The organism is Neobacillus drentensis, from assembly GCF_036965245.1.
GTDB lineage: Bacteria > Bacillota > Bacilli > Bacillales > Cytobacillaceae > Neobacillus > Neobacillus drentensis_G.
In genome coordinates this window covers 1-18114 of record NZ_JBALPG010000108.1, presented here as the reverse complement: position 1 = coordinate 18114, position 18114 = coordinate 1, and the positions used below count along the sequence as shown (strand labels likewise).

The window sequence follows — 18114 nt, the reverse complement described above, 5'->3', positions numbered from 1 at the left end:
GAGAATTTTTTTATTGTAAAAAACGGAATATTAAAAATACTCGATGAAACAGATACGTTTTTGCAGAGCACCGCCACTTTTCCATTAGAAAAAGCAAGTCCCACTCGTAATGAAACTTGCCTGAATTAGTATTTAGTTAAAATTCGTTTAGATAGAAATCGCCATTTTTTTTGAAAATGTTGTAGGTGTTAGATTCCCAAATTTTTTAAACTCATTAATCAAATGGGCTTGATCATAGTACCCATTTTCAACAATAATATCTTTAATAGAATAATCATGATCTTTCAAGAGCATATATAAGGAATATTGAAATCTAACAATTTGACTAAATAACTTTGGCGAAATTCCAATATTGTCCTCAAATTGCTTACGCAAGTATCGAGTTGAATAGCCAGTTTCATCCGCTAACTGATTAATAGTAATATTTCCTTTTGATAAATAAATTTTATTTAAAGCATATTTTATGATACTTGGTGAGGAATTGCCTGAAGCGAAAATGGTACTGCCAATCATTTGCTTGAATAATTGGATTCGTTTATGAAAGTCACGTTCATTGACAACTTTTTCCAAGGCAGCAGCACCTGTTGAAATCATGTCAGTAAGCGGTACTTCCCTTTCAATCATCTCACTCATTGGACAGTTTAAATTTTGTGTTTCCTGCTTTGGAAGGAAGCGAACTCCAAAATATTCATATCCTGCTTTAAGATTTATTGATTTACTTTGCAAAACGCTGCCACAAACGTTGGCAGTAGGCTGCTGCTCGTCACAGCAAAACAATATATCAATACATCCATCTGGAATCACTGAAATGGGATTGACGAAACCTTTATCCGTTTTAAATTGGTAGAATAAGAAGGTAGATTGGTTTTCCCTATCTCTTTCTTTTTGTTCTACATAATATCTAGTATTCATTTCGAATTCAGGTTGCAATGGATGGAAATAATTTGGATTCATTCTTTGAATATCTAACAAAATGCCTCAACCCCCTAGAATTTAAACAGGTTAGTAGCTTTATAATCGTCAAATAAACATCCTGATTTATTTTCATTTCATATACAATATCATATATGAAACACAAGGGGATTTCAATTATATTTTCTGATAATTCAGTTTTTAACGACAAGCATTTTAAAATCGACTATTAATTAAACAAAAAAGGAATCCATTTAAACGGACTCCCTATGATAGTAGATTAAATATTTTCAAACCTTTTAATCGTTTCAACTGGCAGTAATTGTCCAGTATATATATCCTCCACTGGGACTGCCTCTTTTTTCCAGCTGTCAGGTGGCAGCGCCCCCCAGAATGTTGCTCGCTGCGGATTATCAAGATGCCACTTAACTGGTTCCCAGTCTGGGTCATTAGTAAAATAATCACCAGTGTATAATTCAATCCTGTTTCCATCCGGATCTCGCAAATAAACAAAAAAGGCATTAGAAGTTCCATGTCTGCCAGGGGACCTTTCAATGTTTGCATAATAGCCTAGTGAAGCAAGATGATCACAAGCATCTAATATGGCTTTGGCATCATCCATCCAAAATCCTGTATGATGATAGCGCGGTCCCTTTTCACTTATTAGCGCTAGATCATGAACACTTGGCTTTCGGTGCATCCATGCAGCCCAAATATGTTCCTCTTTACCGTTTACGGTATATTCCGAGGTTTTAAATTCTAAGTAGTTACTATACCAGTCATACAATTCATCAATATTCGTAATTAAACAGTTAGCATGATCAATCCGTTTAATTTTTACGTTTCCTTGAAGGTGATATTTCTGCAGCATCCTTTCGGCTTTTTCCATTTCAAAGAAAAATTCGACTGGGATTCCACCTGGGTCTTGAATCCTAAGGGCACGGCCTTGCCCTTTTTCTTCATTCGGAGCAATCCAGCATTTTTTCACTCCTAATCTAGTAAATAATTTGTCTAATTCATCCAAATCTTGGTCCCGACTTACCCGGTAAGCAATATGCTTTAAGCTTGCTTGATTTCCTTTCGTTAGCACAAGGCAATGATGGTTAGCATCCTCTATTGCACGTAAATATAGATGGTTTTCGTCGGATTCGGTTTCAAATAACCCTAACCCGTCACAATAAAATTCACGAGCACGTTCTAAATTTGTCACGGTGATTTCGGCATGGTGTAAACGGACAATATCAAACTCCTTCTTACCCATAAAAATTCATCCTCTCTCTATATAATTGAACTAAATCGTTATCTATCATTGACAATATTAAAAGGAGTCTAAATCCCATGACTCCCCATTCAAGTAATGTTACTTCCATGTTCGTTTAACTAAATAACTAATTCGTCACTTACATAATACTGACTCATATCATACACTTCTTTTTGTTTCGCCCAAATGGGCTGCATCCATTTCACTTTTACTCTTTTCTGGCTAGTATCCATAAAACAATTTGGCAGATGTACTAAGAGAGAGGACCCATTATCCTTATGTGTAATTTGATGACAAATCCCTTCAAATTCTTTATCTTCTAATTCGACGAGAACTCTATAAACTCCAGGTGCCGGAGTCATATATGCATCATCGATTGCTATTTTCAAGAACTGATGATTTTTATAAAAAAGTGAGGATTGCTTTACTTTACCTCTTAATTCAAATAAATCGCCAAGATAATATGGTATTTTGCTTACTTCCCCTCTAGAAAGTAATTGTCTTATTGCAGTTGAACTAACTTTTTCATGGTGGTGTTCTATTTTTTTTACAATGGTGACTGAAAACTTCCCAGTACCTTCTACTATTAAAGTTTCCATATTACCTTTGCCTTTATGGCCATAATGGAAATCAAACCCCGCAACAACATGTTTACAGCGATGTCCAATAATATATTGATTGACAAAATCTTCAGGGGAAAGTGATGCAAAATTAGGATTGAATTTTACAACAAATAATTTTTCGACACCCATCTCTTGAAAGCGCTCTTTTTTTATTGGCAATGGCGTTAAATATTTCATCGGTGCTTGATTTGGATTGACAATTTCACGTGGATGCGGGTAAAACGTCATAACACCAAAGGTAAGCTGTTTTTGTTTTGCTATTTCTTTTGCGGTCTTTAGAATACTTTGATGCCCCTTGTGAACACCGTCAAAAAAACCAAGTGCGAGCACACATGACTCCTTCACTGTTTTCACAGAATTCGAAATAGGATGCTCAATATAAATTGTTTCCATCCATACACCTCCCCTAAGGACAATGTCGCTTAGCCTACAATTTCACGATATTTTCCTTCATAAAATGCTAACGGTGTCCCGTCTCTAAGGACAAGATTCGTCACTTCTCCAATAAACAAGGTGTGATCTCCTTCTACATACTGGTTATAGACCTTACAGCAAATATTGACCAATGAGTCTTTGATTACTGGCAGGTCTTCTAAAGGCTCAAATTTAATATCGCGTTTTTCCTGGATTTGCCCAGCAAACAGCATTGATAACTCTTCTTGGTCCTCAGACAAAATATTTACAGCAAATTTCCCAGATTCTTTGATTTTATTCAGCATCTTTGCCCTTTCTCCAATGGAAATTAATACCAATCTAGGATTAAGAGAAACAGACATAAATGCATTTGCGGTCATACCGTATACTTCGCCATCTAATTCTGTTGTTATAACTGTTACACCTGTTGCAAATTTCCCCATGGCGTTCCTAAATGTGCGATCATCCATATAAATAAAGCCTCCATCTATTAATATAAAAAAGTTTTTAAGTAATGGCTAAACCTTTCTATCAGTAAATCTAAGAAATTACCTACGCAATTTTTTTATTCGTGAAAGGTCTGGCCCATGTTAGCTATTCTTAAAGGATTACTCCTTTATTTTGCATTAATTCTGAGCGGTTCAGAAATTCTTTAACGTTGTCAACCTGTTTTTGTTTATCATATCCGTTGTATAAATTGCTGGCCATTCTGATTGGATCACCGAAGAAGAAGCGCTCATAAAGTGTTTGTCTTGAACCAAATGAACTCATGCACACATCCCAAGCCAAGCGGTAAAGTTTGACACGATTGTAGGCATCCCCATTGGCAGCTTGTAAATATTTATCCAAATCCGGACGAAGCTCTGAATTGAAATCGGCTTCATTTGGAATGGCCATCAAACCGCTAGCCCCTAATAATTGCATGATTTCGCTGAATCTAGGGTAAATTTTAGGGAAATAGTGGCGAGCAATATTTAATGGGGTGAAATCTGGTGTCATGATTCCCCAATTATCAATTTTTGCATTAGCTTCTGCAGCCGTCACATATGCCTTCATGGTTTCTAATACGATAATTACTTCGGACATTTTTTCTTGAACATGCTGGAATTGACCGATATTAATGGTTTCAACCATTAGCTGAAGAATTCCCAAGACAAATTCTGATTTCATGATGTTTTTGGAAACCACTTGGTGGGTCATATGAACAACCGCATTACTCTCGTTGTATGCTTGATTGCATATACCTACATCACCTAGTGCAAACACGCGATTCCAAGGTACTACTACATCATCAAAGACAACAATTGTGTCCATTTCTTCAAAACGAGATCCTAGTGGATGATCAAAATTTGATTTTCCATAATCAAATGATTCACGACAAATAAATTTTAATCCTGGAGTGTTATTCGGTATGGAAAATGCATAGGCATAAGGGTTTTCTTCCTCAACCTGCTTTAAAAGTGTAGATGGAAATACCATAATTTCATCCGTAATTCCACCTTGTGTTGCAAGTAGTCTTGCCCCACGAATTACAACCCCTTCAGATGTTTTTTCAACAATCCGGGCAGCAATATATGGATCAGGTAGTTGCGCTGAATTGACCGCACGGTTTACTTGAGGCTGAATTAATGTATGTGTTAAAGACAGATCATTTTCGCGGCAGTATTCATAGTATTCTTGCATGTTTTTTGCATAAAACGGGTCCTGTTTTCCGAACATATCAGATGCGCTGCCATATGCCATTATTCCTGTATTTATGTAATCAGGAGAACGCCCCATCATCCCGCCATTAAATTTGGCCCATTCCTGGATCATTTTACGACGTATTTCAAGATCTTCTTTTGTTCTCGGTTGAATAAATGAAGTTCCAACCCTTTCACCTGATGTTGGAGATACATAGGTCATATACTCTTTTTTGGCTGGATCTTGCTGCATATCGTATAACTCGGCTTGCGATTTCATAACCCCTTTAAATGCAGGATGCTCAGATATCTTTCCTTTCACTTGTTCCCCATTGATCCATACATTGGCTTGCGCTTGATCGACTCTGTCAATATATTGTTTTCCTGTTTTAGCTGGCATGTCCATTTCTCCCTTCGATTTCTCCTATTTTAAATATGCACTTCTAATTTTTAATTGTAACTACTTAAAAATAGAATTATCTGAATTTACTTACAATATTAACTTACCATGTGTTATGATATATGAAAAATACTTATAAAATTGGTCTTCGATACGAAAAAAATATACTTAATAAAGGAGGAATATTTTCTTGGATGTAAAACAACTAAGGTACTTTTCGACCATTGCACAGGAAGGTCAAATTACACGCGCAGCAAAAAAGCTCCATATGGCACAACCTCCACTAAGTCAACAGCTTAAATTACTTGAGCAAGAACTTGGTGTTATTTTAATGGACAGAAATGGAAAAAACATCGAATTAACCGAAGCGGGAAAAGTTTTATATAAAAGAGCACAAGAGATATTACAGCGATTTGATGAAACAGTTACAGAAGTAAAGGAATTTGGTGAGGGAATAAGGGGATTATTATCGATTGGTTCTGTTAAAACATGCTTTTCATACATACCAGAGAAGATCCGCTACTTCCGTGAACATTACCCGCTAGTTTCCTTTCGTCTCCATGAAGGCGATTCGTTTCGTTTAGCTAAAAATATAAGAAACCGGGAAATCGAACTTGCCATTGTTCGTCTCCCCTTAGACCTAAATGATTTTTCATCATTATCACTCCCTAATGATCGATTTGTACTTGTCATACCCGAAAACTGGAGTAGTAAAAAAACGATAAAAATGAAGGAAATTGCAGAAATGCCGTTATTGCTTTTACACCGAATCAGCGGGGTCGGCTTGTATGAACTTGTTGTAGATGAATGTAGAAGACACGGCTTTGATCCAAACATAGTTTGTCAATGCGCTGATGCAGCCATGCTTTTATCACTTGTAAGGACAGGAATTGGTGCAGCCCTGCTCCCGAAATCCACTTTACTTTCATTCCCCCCAGTTAGCTTAAAAACAATTGACATTGAAGATAGTACAATTGAATCAGAGGCAGCTGTCATCTGGCTTAGAGAGCGCAGCCTTTCCAAAAGTGCAGCACGTTTTCTCGAAACCTTTTATAAACATTCAGAAAAACATTGTTTACCAAAATAATATTTTGCTATTGACCTAGATTCAATTCTATGAGGAAATTGAGTTAATAAACTACATTATGTTTAAAAGAGAGCTGATAACGTGAATTTTCCTATTTTAGAAACAAAAAGACTGAAATTAATTGAAATAACAGAGCTACATGTCGATAGCCTCTACGAGATTTTATCATTAGAAGAAGTGACAAGATTTTATGGGACAAATCGGTTTACTTTACAAGTAGAAGCTTCCAGATTAATTGACATGTTTCATAAGAACTATCTTGAAAAACGCGGAATCCGCTGGGGAATCAAACTAAAAGAAAATCAAAGAATCATTGGAACTGTCGGTCTTAATGCTTTACATCTGAAGAATAAACGGGCTGAAATCGGGTATGAACTGCATCCATCTTTTTGGAAAATGGGTTATGCCACTGAGGCAATTAACGAAGTACTGCGTTTTAGTTTTAATCAATTGGATTTATATCGAGTCGGGGCCGTGGTTTACCCGGAAAATGAAGCATCAATAGCTTTGCTTACTAAGCTAGGATTTACAAAGGAAGGTGTACTTCGAGGCTATATTCATCAAAATGAACAATTTCATGATACATATGTATTATCTCTTTTAAAGCATGAATGGAAAAAAAGCCAGGAATAAGCTCCTGACTTTTTTTCATTCCTCAAAATAATCTTTAAACGCTTTCGGGCTTTTGACCTCACCCTCCTGATAATACGGGTTATTTTCAGTAGCATCCTTTGGATCAAGATTTGTTTTGATAACTAACATTGGTGCAGGTGAACTTTCAGCAATAATCCGATCGTTTAATTGATTAAAATTAGGAATGTTTTTATTTCCAGGCTGTCTTGGCTCCATACTAGCACCTCCTAGAAATAGCTTGCTGATTTTAACAGTTTCTCATTCTAAAATCAGAAATTCTCTATTATTATTGTACTGAAAGAGAAAAAACTAGGAAGTATTACCTTCCTAGTATCTTTATTCCTCTTCTGATCCAACTAAGAAATCCGGATTTAGTTCTTCGAATTCTTCGTCGTCAACATCCAATCCCCAATCATCATCATTATCCTTGCTGCCTTCAGTGCTAATACGGACAATTACTTTTGTCTCACCAATCACTTCTACAAGGAATTCCCTTTCGACATGGACGATGACACGGTTACCGTTCGGGGAAATGACAGCTTCACAACAGTTAGGCTGTTGCAGCACTCGTGCACAAATTTCGTTGTCATCGAGGCAATCATGGTCACGATACTTTAACTTAATGACATCAGTATATTGAACCCGTTCAGTTACTACTTCTGTTTTGGTATTATCATTAAATGAGTACCAAACGTTGATGTCATATGAGCCATGTATCTCTACGGTCTTGCCGACTTTTTTCGCGTTGTATTTATGGTTGATAATCCAACAGCCAAGAATACTTGTTGGACTATGTGCCGGGCTAATCGTATGATTGGACTGGGTAAATTTCCGTCCTTTCGCTACTACGGCCTTGGTAATTATCTCTCTATATTCTCCCATTTCGCGCGAACCCTCCTCATTCAGTTTCACTTCATCCTATGCTATTCTTTAGACTAGTGTGATATATAATTTTGTGATTACTGGTTAAAAGTTTAGTCATAGTTCATTTTATGCGGGATTTATAGGTGTGTGCCTTTTGTGCCTGTACTTTAAAGTGAAGGTTTCTACGCGGATATTTTTTCGAGGAAAAATTAACAATAGAAAAACCAGACTTCGTTCAGAAGCCTGGCTTACAATTTTAATGCTCGTGATCACAATCACCGTGGCCTTCGCAAGCACCGCCGCCATTTTTCAAGCTTGCACCTGTTTCGCCACTTAATACATCTCCACCCGTTGAAATGATGATTTCATCGGTAACCGTATTCGAGATGGTTGAAGCAATTAACTGAAGCAGTTCATTCACTTCTACTTGTGATTGTTTGAAATCCTGGACAACAGGAATTTCATCCAATTCTTGTTCAATGGATGCAATTTTGTCTTCAACCTTTTTTAATGCTTCATGCTTTCCATAATGCTGCAGGTTTACTGCCTGCTTTTGCAAACCCTTAATGTCTGAGATTAAAGTCTTAACCTTTTGATTGTCATGGATATGAGCTTCTGCCCGTTTGAAGAAGTCCACTTCCTCTGTTTCTGCAATCATATGTGCTAATTCTGTTGCACGAGCGACGATATCGTCTTTTGTATACTTCGTCACTTTAGTTCACCTCTGCTGGTTCAAATTCTTCCACCATTTCTCCGTTTAATGACCATGTTTTTGCCTCAGTAATCTTTACTTTTACAATTTTTCCAATTGCCGATTTTGGTGCTGCGAAATTTACAAGTTTGTTTCTAGACGTGTACCCGGCAAGGACATCAGGATTGTTTTTACTTTCCCCTTCAACCAGAACATCAACAATTTGACCTTCATGCTTCTTCATTGCTTCTAAAGAAAGCTCATTTACAAGTGCATTTAAACGCTGCAAACGTTCTTTCTTTACTTCCATTGGAACGTTATCCTCCATTTTAGCTGCTGGAGTTCCTTCACGAGGAGAGTAAATAAAGGTGTATGCTAATTCATACCCGACTTCACGATAGAGCGACATCGTTTCTTCAAACTGCTCGTCAGTCTCATTCGGATAGCCGACGATAATATCTGTTGTCAATGCAACATTGGGAATAGCTGCTTTAATTTTTCGAACAAGCTCTAAATATAGTTCCCTAGTATATTTACGAGCCATAATTTTCAAGACATCGGTTGATCCGGATTGAACAGGTAAATGGATATGATCCATTAAGTTTCCGCCCTTGGCAAGTACCTCAATCAAACGATCATCAAAGTCACGCGGGTGGCTTGTTGTAAACCGAATGCGTGGTATATCAATTTTACGGAGTTCATCCATTAAGTCACCTAGGCCATAGTTCGTGTCCTCTAGATCTTTTCCATACGCATTTACGTTTTGACCTAAAAGAGTCACTTCTTGATAACCTTGGGCGGCTAAATGGCGTACTTCCTGAATAATTTCTTCTGGCCGGCGGCTGCGTTCCTTCCCGCGAGTATATGGTACAATACAATACGTACAGAATTTATCACAGCCGTACATGATGTTAACCCATGCCTTAATTTTCCCACGGCGTACTTTTGGAAGGTTTTCAATGACGTCTCCTTCTTTTGACCATACTTCGACAACCATTTCTTTTGACATATATGCTTCATTCAAAATATTTGGCAAGCGATGAATATTATGAGTACCAAAAATCATATCGACATGGTGATATGTCTTTAAAATTTTGTTAACAACAGATTCTTCCTGGGACATACAGCCACACACCCCAAGCAGTAAATCTGGTTTCTCCATTTTTAGAGCTTTCAAATGTCCAAGTTCACCAAAAACTTTATTTTCGGCATTCTCACGAATCGCACATGTATTTAAAAGAATGACATTAGCATCCTCCGTGTTGTCTGTTGGCTCATAGCCTAATGCCAAAAAGATTCCTGCCATAACCTCTGTATCATGTTCGTTCATTTGACAGCCATAGGTACGGATATAAAACTTACGTCCCTCTCCCATTCCGCGAAATTCTTCAGGAATAGAAAAGTCATTGTGATACTTTACTTCTTCTTTACCTCTTTTTTTTGCTTCTTTTAATGAAGGCGCCGTAATGACTTGCTCAAAGTATTTGCTGTAATCCTTGGCGGATTTTTTGTCCGAAGAATTAGCTGTTGCTACTTTTTGACCTTCTAATCGCTGTTTTTCATTCATTTATTTAGAACCCCTTTCTTAAAAATTTTCCTAGTTTACATCTATCAGATTTCTAAATATTATTTTTTTCCTGTGCCAAAAGATATGAATACTAATGTCTTATCTGCACATTATTATAGTATAAAGGTTTACGTATATGAAAACAATAGAAATCCCTGTAATCATGCATGTTTAAAGGCACTTGAAAAGTTCCATATTATTTGTGGAGTCCAATTAATAAGTTTAATCGATTACAACAACGCTAGCTGTGACACAATTCACTCATGACAGAAAAATCCCGCGGATCAATTTCCACGGGATTTTAACTTCATTCATTACATAAACTCTGCCACTAATTTATCAAAGTGTGCTTGATCAAGCTTTAATTCTGCATCTACTAATGGTTCTTCAGCATAACCAGTAATTAATTCTTGGTAAGAAGGACGCTCAGTGTTTTGATAAATAAGCCCAGTAACTAAGCCGTTATGCTTCATTAATGTCTGCATCGCCATTTCACGATTTGATGGATCAAATCCTTCAACATCACTAAGCTTTGTAAGGTTTTCTTTAAACCAATCATATGTGTTGACTTTATTATAAGTTACACATGGGCTGAAAACATTGATTAATGAGAAACCCTTGTGCTTGATACCAGCTTCTATTAAGGCAGTCAGGTCTTTTAAATCAGTTGAAAAGCTTTGTGCAACAAAGGTTGCGCCAACTGTTAATGCCATTTCCATTGGCGAAATAGCTTGTTCAATTGATCCCATTGGAGTAGATTTTGTTTTAAACCCTACGGCCGAACGTGGTGATGTTTGTCCTTTTGTTAAACCATAAATTTGGTTATCCATAACAACGTAAGTAATATCAATGTTACGACGTATGGCATGAACTGTATGTCCCATCCCAATCGCATAACCGTCTCCATCACCACCGGAAGCGATAACTGTTAAATCACGATTCGCCATTTTAACACCTTGGGCAATCGGGAGTGAACGGCCATGGATACCATGGAAACCGTAAGAATTTATATATCCAGAGATCCGTCCTGAACAGCCAATCCCTGAAATAACCGCTAAATTTTCTGGTTCTAATCCAACATTTGCTGCCGCACGCTGCATTGCTGCCTGTACAGAGAAGTCACCACAGCCAGGGCACCAGTTCGGTTTCACATCATTTCTGAAATCTTTAAAAGTGGCCATTTAGAACAACTCCTTACATTTTGAATGTACTTCGTGAGGTAGGAATGGATTGCCATCATATTTAACAAATTTAGTGATTTTTTCAGCATTTCCAATATTCATTTTCATGATATTTGCTAATTGTCCAGTTGCATTGTTTTCTACAACAAGCACTTTTTTCGCAGAGCGAACAAGTGGAAGAACTTCGTCAGCTGGGAATGGATGAATTAAGCGAATTTGTGCATGATTTACTTTCAATCCATCTTTTTCTAAACGAACCATAGCTTCTTCGATTGCACCACGAGTAGAGTTAAAACCAACAATCAATAGGTCTGCATCTTCGTGTGGAGCATTTTTATATACCGGTGTATTGAAACGAATATTTTCTACTTTTCTCATACGTTTATCCATTTGAGCAATTCGATTTGCTGCCGATTCTGAAGGCTTACCAGTTTCTGCATGCTCAACGCCTGTTACATGGTGAATACCATTTTTCATACCAGGAATCGTACGAGGTGATATACCATCTTCTGTTACTTCATATCGTTTGAAATAACCTTTGTTTTCAATTTCTGGAAGCTCTTCTGTAACAAGCTTTCCTCGTCTAATTTCAACCTTCGAAGCATCAAGAGGTTCTACTGTTTGTTTACCTAATGATAATTGAAGGTCGGATAGAACAATAACTGGACATTGATATTCTTCAGCAAGGTTGAAAGCTTCTGCTGTATCATAGAAAGCCTCTTCCACCGTACTTGGGGCCATAACAATTTTCGGAATTTCCCCGTGAGTACCATAGATCATCGCCATTAAATCTGACTGTTCTTGTTTTGTTGGCAGTCCTGTTGATGGGCCTCCACGTTGCGTGTCAACAATAACTATCGGAGTTTCTGTAATACCTGCTAGTCCGATTGCTTCCATCTTTAATGATAATCCTGGACCAGAAGATGCAGTTATCGAACGAACTCCACCGTAGTTTGCTCCAATTGTCATTGTACAAGCAGCAATTTCGTCTTCTGTTTGGATTACTGTTCCGCCAACGGCTGGAAGTTTCTTAATCAAATACTCCATAATATCAGAAGCAGGTGTAATAGGATATGCGGCCATGAATCGGCAGCCTGCAGCCATTGCGCCTAATGCGATTGCATCATTTCCAATCATGAACATGCGCTTTTTACCATCTGCTTTTTCAAGTACCATTGTCGGTACATTTCCATTCATTTTTTCTTTCATATAATCAAAGCCAGCTTGGATTGCATCCATATTTTTAGCAACAACCTTGTCGCCCTTTTTACCGAAAATCTCTCGAACTACTTCTTCAAAAACGTGAATATCCAAATCTAAGACAGCTGAAGTTGCCCCGATTGCTACCATGTTTTTCATTAATGAAGTACCTAACTCAGTGGCAATTTCAGTAAAAGGAACCGCATACAATAATGCTTCAGTATCTTCTGGTTTCTTCGGAGTAAATTTTGCATCTGCAAGGATTACCCCTTTGCTATGAAGCTCTTTGTAGTTTACATCGATCGTTTCTTGGTCAAATGCTACAAGGATATCAAGGTCATCAGAAATAGAGCGAACTTCTGTTGTACTTACTCTGATCTTATTATTTGTATGCCCGCCTTTGATACGAGATGAAAAGTGACGATAACCATACAAGTAATATCCCAGGCGATTCAGTGCGATTGCAAAGATTTCCCCAGTACTTTCAATACCTTCCCCTTGTTGTCCGCCAACTTTCCACGAAAGTTGATTGATCATTTGCTTACACCCCTTTGGATATGTAAAAAATATGTAGATTAAATCATTTATTAGTGTAGCACTTATCCAAGTAATTCACTAGACATTAGCCTTTTTAATACATTAAAGGCTAAAAAAATGAATCGAGGATATGTACTAAACGCTTACAATTCTAGACCTAAGCACAAAAAAATGCAACCCTTTGGCACGAAATATTGTCTAAAATATGAATATTTTTTTATTATTTGAAAACCACCTTTTTTTTCATAGGAGCAAACAGACCAGAAATCAATATAAACACTCATTATTACGCTATTTGACAAATTTTTTTAAAAGTTCATTTTTATATTTTTACATGTTGTTCTCATATATCAGAATAATATTTTTATAATTTAAAATTAAACTGTTTCTTTAGTTTTGAAAAGTATGGGTAAAGTCCTTATGAATAAATTCTTCTTCAAACAAAAAACCCGCTCGAAAATATTCAAGCAGGTTAAAGGAAAGTATCTTTTTGTTTCGCCCCCGGAAAATAGTCTATCTCTTTCACCGTGGTTCTACGATTAGCTTAATAGCTGTGCGTTCTTCCCCATCAATTAAAATATCGGTAAACGCAGGGATACAGATTAAATCAACTCCGCTAGGTGCCACAAATCCTCTTGCAATCGCTACTGCCTTAACGGCTTGATTCAATGCACCTGCACCAATAGCCTGTATTTCTGCTGCACCTCTTTCACGCAGAACTCCGGCAAGTGCACCAGCTACAGAATTAGGATTAGATTTTGCTGAAACTTTTAATATTTCCATTCCTAGCTCCTCCTTAGAAAATCCCGATCCCGCATGAGCAGTTTCATGAACAAATCAGGTATATAACATTCCACTTCTACTATATTCAGTTGTTAAAAGACATATTCCGGCTTGGACAAAAAAAGTCAAGATATTACGGAACAAAAAAAGGGAAAAACTCCCCGTAAGAAGTTTTCCCTTAACTGTAGAATGGATTGTCATCATTTATTAAAATTCGTTTAATATTATTACACTTACCACTTTTCCTATCTAATTCAATATTAACCGCACTGAGCTGATTACGACCTGATTTTGGCACCTCAAAACGTACGGGCAGACTTGTTAGGAATTTCTTAAGAACAGCCTCTCTTTCCATCCCCAGGATCCCGTCATACGGACCTGTCATACCTACGTCTGATAAATAACCAGTTCCACCTGGTAAAACACGGCTGTCTGCTGTTTGCACATGTGTATGAGTTCCAACGACTGCTGACACTCTACCGTCTAGATACCAACCCATTGCTAGTTTTTCACTGGTTACTTCAGCATGAAAATCCACAAAGATAAATGGAGTTCTCTCCCGGGCGATTTCAACTAATTCGTCAGCTTTTTTAAAAGGACAATCTAATGGAGACATAAATGTTCGACCTTGAAGATTAATAACAGCCACTTCTAACTCATTCATTTTAAAAAACGCCAAACCATTTCCAGGTGTTCCTTCCGGAAAATTTGCCGGACGTACCATATTTTTCGCTGAACCGATAAACTCATATATCTCTCTGTTATCCCATGCATGATTCCCAAGTGTAATTGCCTGTGCACCATAGCCCAAAAATTCCTTATAGATTTTTTCTGTTATCCCCTTGCCCCCAGCAGCATTTTCACCATTAATAATTGTAAAATGAGGCCGAAATTTTTCTTTTAATTTTGGCAAAAACTCCTTTACCATTTCCCTTCCAGGTGAACCGACTACATCGCCGATAAAAAGTAGATTCATTTTTTCCCCTTTCATCAATAAAATTGTTATTGTAAAATTTGTATCACAATCTCACATCTTCCAATCGGATAAGCGTTACCAATAAATAAAGCGGTGCATTCGCACCGCTTTATTTTGCGTATTCTACAGCCCGCGTTTCACGGATAACTGTTACTTTAATGTGTCCAGGATAATCAAGTTCGTCTTCGATCCGCTTGCGGATATCGCGAGCTAAGCGATGTGCAGCAAGATCATCAACTGTATCTGGCCTTACAATAATACGCACTTCACGCCCTGCTTGAATCGCAAAGGATTTCTCAACACCTTCATAAGACTCAGAAATCTCCTCTAGCTTTTCAAGGCGACGGATATAGTTTTCAAGCGTCTCACTACGTGCACCTGGTCTTGCAGCTGATAAGGCATCTGCTGCAGCTACGAGTACGGCGATAATAGAAGTTGGCTCAGCATCTCCATGGTGAGAAGCAATACTATTGATCACCACTGGGTGTTCCTTGTATTTCGTTGCAAGTTCTACCCCGATTTCTACATGACTGCCTTCTACTTCATGGTCAATAGCTTTCCCAATATCGTGAAGCAAGCCAGCTCGACGGGCCAGCGTTTCATCTTGACCAAGTTCAGCAGCAAGCAACCCTGAAAGCTGTGCTACTTCCATTGAATGCTTTAAGACGTTTTGCCCGTAGCTTGTTCGGAACTTCAAGCGGCCAAGAATTTTGATTAAATCTGGATGTAGTCCATGAACTCCTACTTCAAAAGTGGTTTGCTCCCCAACTTCGCGAATATACTCATCTACTTCTCGACGAGATTTTTCTACCATTTCCTCAATTCGTGCCGGATGGATACGTCCATCTTGAACTAACTTCTCAAGTGCTAAACGAGCAGTTTCCCTTCGAATAGGGTCAAAGCCTGATAGAATGACAGCTTCAGGAGTATCATCAATAATCAAATCAATTCCCGTTAACGTTTCAAGTGTACGGATGTTTCGTCCTTCTCGGCCAATAATCCGGCCCTTCATTTCGTCATTTGGAAGGTTGACGACAGAGACAGTCGTTTCCGCAACATGGTCAGCAGCGCAACGCTGGATCGCAAGCGAGAGTATTTCCTTCGCTTTCTTGTCGGCTTCCTCTTTAGCACGATTCTCGCTTTCCTTTATCATTATCGCAGTGTCATGGGTAAGTTCCTGTTCCATTTTGTCAATAATGATCGCTTTTGCTTCCTCACGTGTTAAGCTCGAAATTCGTTCGAGTTCAGTCTGTTGTTTTCGTACCAACTCGTCCACTTTGCTTTCCATCTCTTCAATATGCTGTTGTCTTTGGTTTAGAGAATCATCCTTCTTTTCTAAAAGATTTTCACGCTTGTTTAACGTTTCCTCTTTTCGATCTAAATTCTCTTCTCTTTGCAGTAAACGGTTTTCTTGTTTTTGCATTTCATTTCTTCGTTCACGAACCTCACGTTCTGCTTCTGTCCGAAGCTTGTGAATTTCATCCTTTGCTTCCAGCAAAGCTTCTTTTTTCACTGAATCAGCATCACGTTTTGCATCTTCAAGAATTTGTTCAGCAGCATTCTTTGCACCTGCTACTTTTGCATCAGCAATGGATTTATGACCAAAATAGCCAACAACGGCACCGACGAAAAGGCCAAGCAAAATGAAGGCGATTGTAATTGGTTCCATCGTTACACCTCCTCTTGCTATGAACTTTTGTTACATTTTTTTTAAGTGTCGGCATGTACATTGTTTAGGACTCAACATACAGCAAGCACCAAGGCTTTTCGCATTGTAATATTTCCAAAAATGTAAAATATACATGTTAATTGTAAAGGTGGGAATATTCATTGTCAAGGTTTAGTCTAATAAGCATTTTGAAATATTTAGAAATTGACATCCTATATCCACTTACTATTCCAGTTTTATATTGTATATTTATTTAATAAATTGTATTTTTATGTAATTCTGTTAAAAAAGCAAAACCCTTTATTGGGCTTTGCTCAACTGAATTAATCTAGCAAATCAATCTGCTCATCTTCCTCTGATTCTGTTACCACTTTATCACCATCTAAACCATAATGCTCACGGATTTTTTGGTGAATTTCTTGACGAACATCTGGGTTTTCCTTCAAGAATAACTTCGCATTTTCACGGCCCTGACCAAGTCTTTCATCATTATAGGAATACCATGAGCCGCTCTTTTGAACGATATCTAATTCAGAGCCTAGATCGATGATTTCGCCTTCTTTCGAAATACCTTCACCATACATAATATCCACTTCAGCTATACGGAATGGTGGCGCCACTTTGTTCTTTACTACTTTTATTTTTGTCTTATTTCCCACCATGTCATTACCTTGCTTTAACGTTTCAGCACGGCGTACTTCAAGACGAATTGTCGAGTAAAACTTGAGCGCACGTCCCCCTGGTGTTGTCTCAGGGTTTCCAAACATAACTCCGACCTTTTCACGAATCTGGTTAATGAAGACTGCAATTGTTTTAGATTTGTTGATGGCACCTGATAGTTTGCGAAGTGCTTGAGACATTAAACGAGCCTGTAAACCTACATGAGTGTCACCCATTTCGCCTTCAATTTCCGCTTTTGGAACTAATGCAGCGACTGAGTCAATTACGATAATATCGATCGCACCACTTCGAACTAGTGCCTCAGCAATTTCAAGTGCTTGTTCACCTGTGTCTGGCTGTGATAACAATAATTCATCAATGTTTACCCCTAAATTTTGTGCATAAGTCGGATCCAAGGCATGCTCAGCGTCAATAAACGCTGCTTGTCCCCCTTTTGCTTGCACTTCCGCAATTGCATGCAAAGCTACGGTTGTTTTACCAGAGCTTTCAGGGCCATAAATTTCAATTATACGGCCTCTAGGGTATCCGCCTACTCCTAGTGCTGCATCTAGCGCTAGAGAGCCACTTGGAACGGTTGAAATTCTTGTATCTTGTTTCTCTCCCATTTTCATTACGGAGCCTTTACCAAATTGTTTTTCTATTTGCTTTAACGCCATTTCTAATGCCGCTTTACGATCACTCACGTTTTATTTCCTCCCTTATATATAAACACAAGCTTTTTGCCGAAATAATTAAGTAAAACCTATAATTAATATAACCTCTTTTGAGTAATTTGTCGAGCAAAAAATCGAACATTTATTCTGCTCTGTTTTAACAATTAATACATGGATAACAGGCAGATTAGCCCTCTTTTTGTATTTTTTCTTACATATTACCTATGAAACGCAATTTTTCTGTTTTTATCTGAAAATTTATTTTTTATAAACAAAGAATCACAGAACACTAATTAGTAT

Annotated in this window: 17 protein-coding genes; 2 read left to right on the top strand and 15 right to left on the bottom strand. The window is 37.8% G+C overall.

Annotated features, from left to right (window positions below):
- Positions 1-147: 147 nt before the first annotated feature.
- The 5 genes from V7150_RS19785 to hpaB all read right to left on the bottom strand — a co-directional run bounded on the left by V7150_RS19785 (position 148) and on the right by hpaB (position 5292).
- Positions 148-972, bottom strand: coding sequence for a helix-turn-helix domain-containing protein (locus tag V7150_RS19785; protein ID WP_335521719.1), 825 nt, complete (start codon positions 970-972; stop codon positions 148-150).
- A gap of 220 nt (positions 973-1192) precedes the next feature.
- The gene (hpaD, locus tag V7150_RS19780; RefSeq protein ID WP_335521717.1) at positions 1193-2173 is read right to left on the bottom strand and encodes a 3,4-dihydroxyphenylacetate 2,3-dioxygenase; all 981 of its coding nucleotides are present in this window, start codon (positions 2171-2173) and stop codon (positions 1193-1195) included.
- Positions 2174-2292: 119 nt separating this feature from the next.
- Positions 2293-3189 carry an FAD synthetase family protein gene (locus tag V7150_RS19775; protein ID WP_335521715.1) on the bottom strand — a complete coding sequence of 299 codons (897 nt, stop codon included), beginning with the start codon at positions 3187-3189 and terminating at the stop codon, positions 2293-2295.
- Positions 3190-3218: 29 nt separating this feature from the next.
- Positions 3219-3680 carry a flavin reductase family protein gene (locus tag V7150_RS19770; protein WP_335521714.1) on the bottom strand — a complete coding sequence of 154 codons (462 nt, stop codon included), beginning with the start codon at positions 3678-3680 and terminating at the stop codon, positions 3219-3221.
- A 130-nt stretch (positions 3681-3810) separates the two neighbouring features.
- The gene (gene hpaB, locus V7150_RS19765) at positions 3811-5292 is read right to left on the bottom strand and encodes a 4-hydroxyphenylacetate 3-monooxygenase, oxygenase component (RefSeq protein ID WP_335521713.1); all 1482 of its coding nucleotides are present in this window, start codon (positions 5290-5292) and stop codon (positions 3811-3813) included.
- A gap of 190 nt (positions 5293-5482) precedes the next feature.
- On the opposite strand from hpaB, the gene V7150_RS19760 reads away from it, so the two are divergent.
- Together V7150_RS19760 and V7150_RS19755 are read left to right on the top strand one after the other, a co-directional pair.
- Positions 5483-6379, top strand: a complete 897-nt coding sequence (locus V7150_RS19760) for a LysR family transcriptional regulator (protein WP_335521712.1) — start codon at positions 5483-5485, stop codon at positions 6377-6379.
- Positions 6380-6460: 81 nt separating this feature from the next.
- Positions 6461-7012 (top strand): GNAT family N-acetyltransferase, encoded by a 552-nt coding sequence (locus V7150_RS19755; protein WP_335521711.1) that lies wholly within the window; start codon positions 6461-6463, stop codon positions 7010-7012.
- Positions 7013-7027: 15 nt separating this feature from the next.
- Here V7150_RS19755 and V7150_RS19750 read toward each other — a convergent pair whose 3' ends face one another.
- From V7150_RS19750 to recA, 10 genes are all read right to left on the bottom strand, one after another.
- Entirely contained in the window at positions 7028-7228 is a 201-nt protein-coding gene (locus tag V7150_RS19750; protein WP_335521710.1) for a hypothetical protein, read from the bottom strand.
- 120 nt (positions 7229-7348) lie between these two features.
- Positions 7349-7894, bottom strand: a complete 546-nt coding sequence (locus V7150_RS19745; protein WP_335521709.1) for an outer spore coat protein CotE — start codon at positions 7892-7894, stop codon at positions 7349-7351.
- Positions 7895-8132: 238 nt separating this feature from the next.
- On the bottom strand, positions 8133-8588 hold the full coding sequence (locus V7150_RS19740; RefSeq protein ID WP_335521708.1) for a RicAFT regulatory complex protein RicA family protein: 456 nt from the start codon (positions 8586-8588) through the stop codon (positions 8133-8135).
- Between the two features lies 1 nt (position 8589).
- Positions 8590-10134, bottom strand: a complete 1545-nt coding sequence (gene miaB, locus V7150_RS19735; RefSeq protein ID WP_335521707.1) for a tRNA (N6-isopentenyl adenosine(37)-C2)-methylthiotransferase MiaB — start codon at positions 10132-10134, stop codon at positions 8590-8592.
- Positions 10135-10448: 314 nt separating this feature from the next.
- On the bottom strand, positions 10449-11315 hold the full coding sequence (locus tag V7150_RS19730; protein ID WP_335521706.1) for a 2-oxoacid:ferredoxin oxidoreductase subunit beta: 867 nt from the start codon (positions 11313-11315) through the stop codon (positions 10449-10451).
- Positions 11316-13052 (bottom strand): 2-oxoacid:acceptor oxidoreductase subunit alpha, encoded by a 1737-nt coding sequence (locus tag V7150_RS19725; protein ID WP_335521705.1) that lies wholly within the window; start codon positions 13050-13052, stop codon positions 11316-11318. It abuts the gene before it with no gap.
- 522 nt (positions 13053-13574) lie between these two features.
- A complete protein-coding gene (spoVS, locus tag V7150_RS19720) occupies positions 13575-13835 on the bottom strand; it encodes a stage V sporulation protein SpoVS (protein WP_003211281.1) in 261 nt (86 codons plus the stop codon).
- A 178-nt stretch (positions 13836-14013) separates the two neighbouring features.
- Positions 14014-14811: a TIGR00282 family metallophosphoesterase gene (locus V7150_RS19715; protein ID WP_335521704.1), complete on the bottom strand. Its 798-nt coding sequence runs from the start codon at positions 14809-14811 to the stop codon at positions 14014-14016.
- Positions 14812-14920: 109 nt separating this feature from the next.
- A complete protein-coding gene (rny, locus tag V7150_RS19710; protein ID WP_335521703.1) occupies positions 14921-16480 on the bottom strand; it encodes a ribonuclease Y in 1560 nt (519 codons plus the stop codon).
- Between the two features lie 323 nt (positions 16481-16803).
- Entirely contained in the window at positions 16804-17844 is a 1041-nt protein-coding gene (gene recA, locus V7150_RS19705) for a recombinase RecA (RefSeq protein ID WP_335521702.1), read from the bottom strand.
- Positions 17845-18114: the final 270 nt, after the last annotated feature.

What these genes read in the sequence shown, in the direction of transcription:
- hpaD (WP_335521717.1), bottom strand. Translation starts at nt 2,173, where the DNA reads ATGGGTAAGAAGGAGTTTGATATTGTCCGTTTACACCATGCCGAAATC.
- V7150_RS19775 (WP_335521715.1), bottom strand. Translation starts at nt 3,189, where the DNA reads ATGGAAACAATTTATATTGAGCATCCTATTTCGAATTCTGTGAAAACA.
- V7150_RS19770 (WP_335521714.1), bottom strand. Translation starts at nt 3,680, where the DNA reads ATGGATGATCGCACATTTAGGAACGCCATGGGGAAATTTGCAACAGGT.
- hpaB (WP_335521713.1), bottom strand. Translation starts at nt 5,292, where the DNA reads ATGCCAGCTAAAACAGGAAAACAATATATTGACAGAGTCGATCAAGCG.
- V7150_RS19750 (WP_335521710.1), bottom strand. Translation starts at nt 7,228, where the DNA reads ATGGAGCCAAGACAGCCTGGAAATAAAAACATTCCTAATTTTAATCAA.
- V7150_RS19745 (WP_335521709.1), bottom strand. Translation starts at nt 7,894, where the DNA reads ATGGGAGAATATAGAGAGATAATTACCAAGGCCGTAGTAGCGAAAGGA.
- miaB (WP_335521707.1), bottom strand. Translation starts at nt 10,134, where the DNA reads ATGAATGAAAAACAGCGATTAGAAGGTCAAAAAGTAGCAACAGCTAAT.
- V7150_RS19730 (WP_335521706.1), bottom strand. Translation starts at nt 11,315, where the DNA reads ATGGCCACTTTTAAAGATTTCAGAAATGATGTGAAACCGAACTGGTGC.
- V7150_RS19725 (WP_335521705.1), bottom strand. Translation starts at nt 13,052, where the DNA reads ATGATCAATCAACTTTCGTGGAAAGTTGGCGGACAACAAGGGGAAGGT.
- spoVS (WP_003211281.1), bottom strand. Translation starts at nt 13,835, where the DNA reads ATGGAAATATTAAAAGTTTCAGCAAAATCTAATCCTAATTCTGTAGCT.
- V7150_RS19715 (WP_335521704.1), bottom strand. Translation starts at nt 14,811, where the DNA reads ATGAATCTACTTTTTATCGGCGATGTAGTCGGTTCACCTGGAAGGGAA.
- rny (WP_335521703.1), bottom strand. Translation starts at nt 16,480, where the DNA reads ATGGAACCAATTACAATCGCCTTCATTTTGCTTGGCCTTTTCGTCGGT.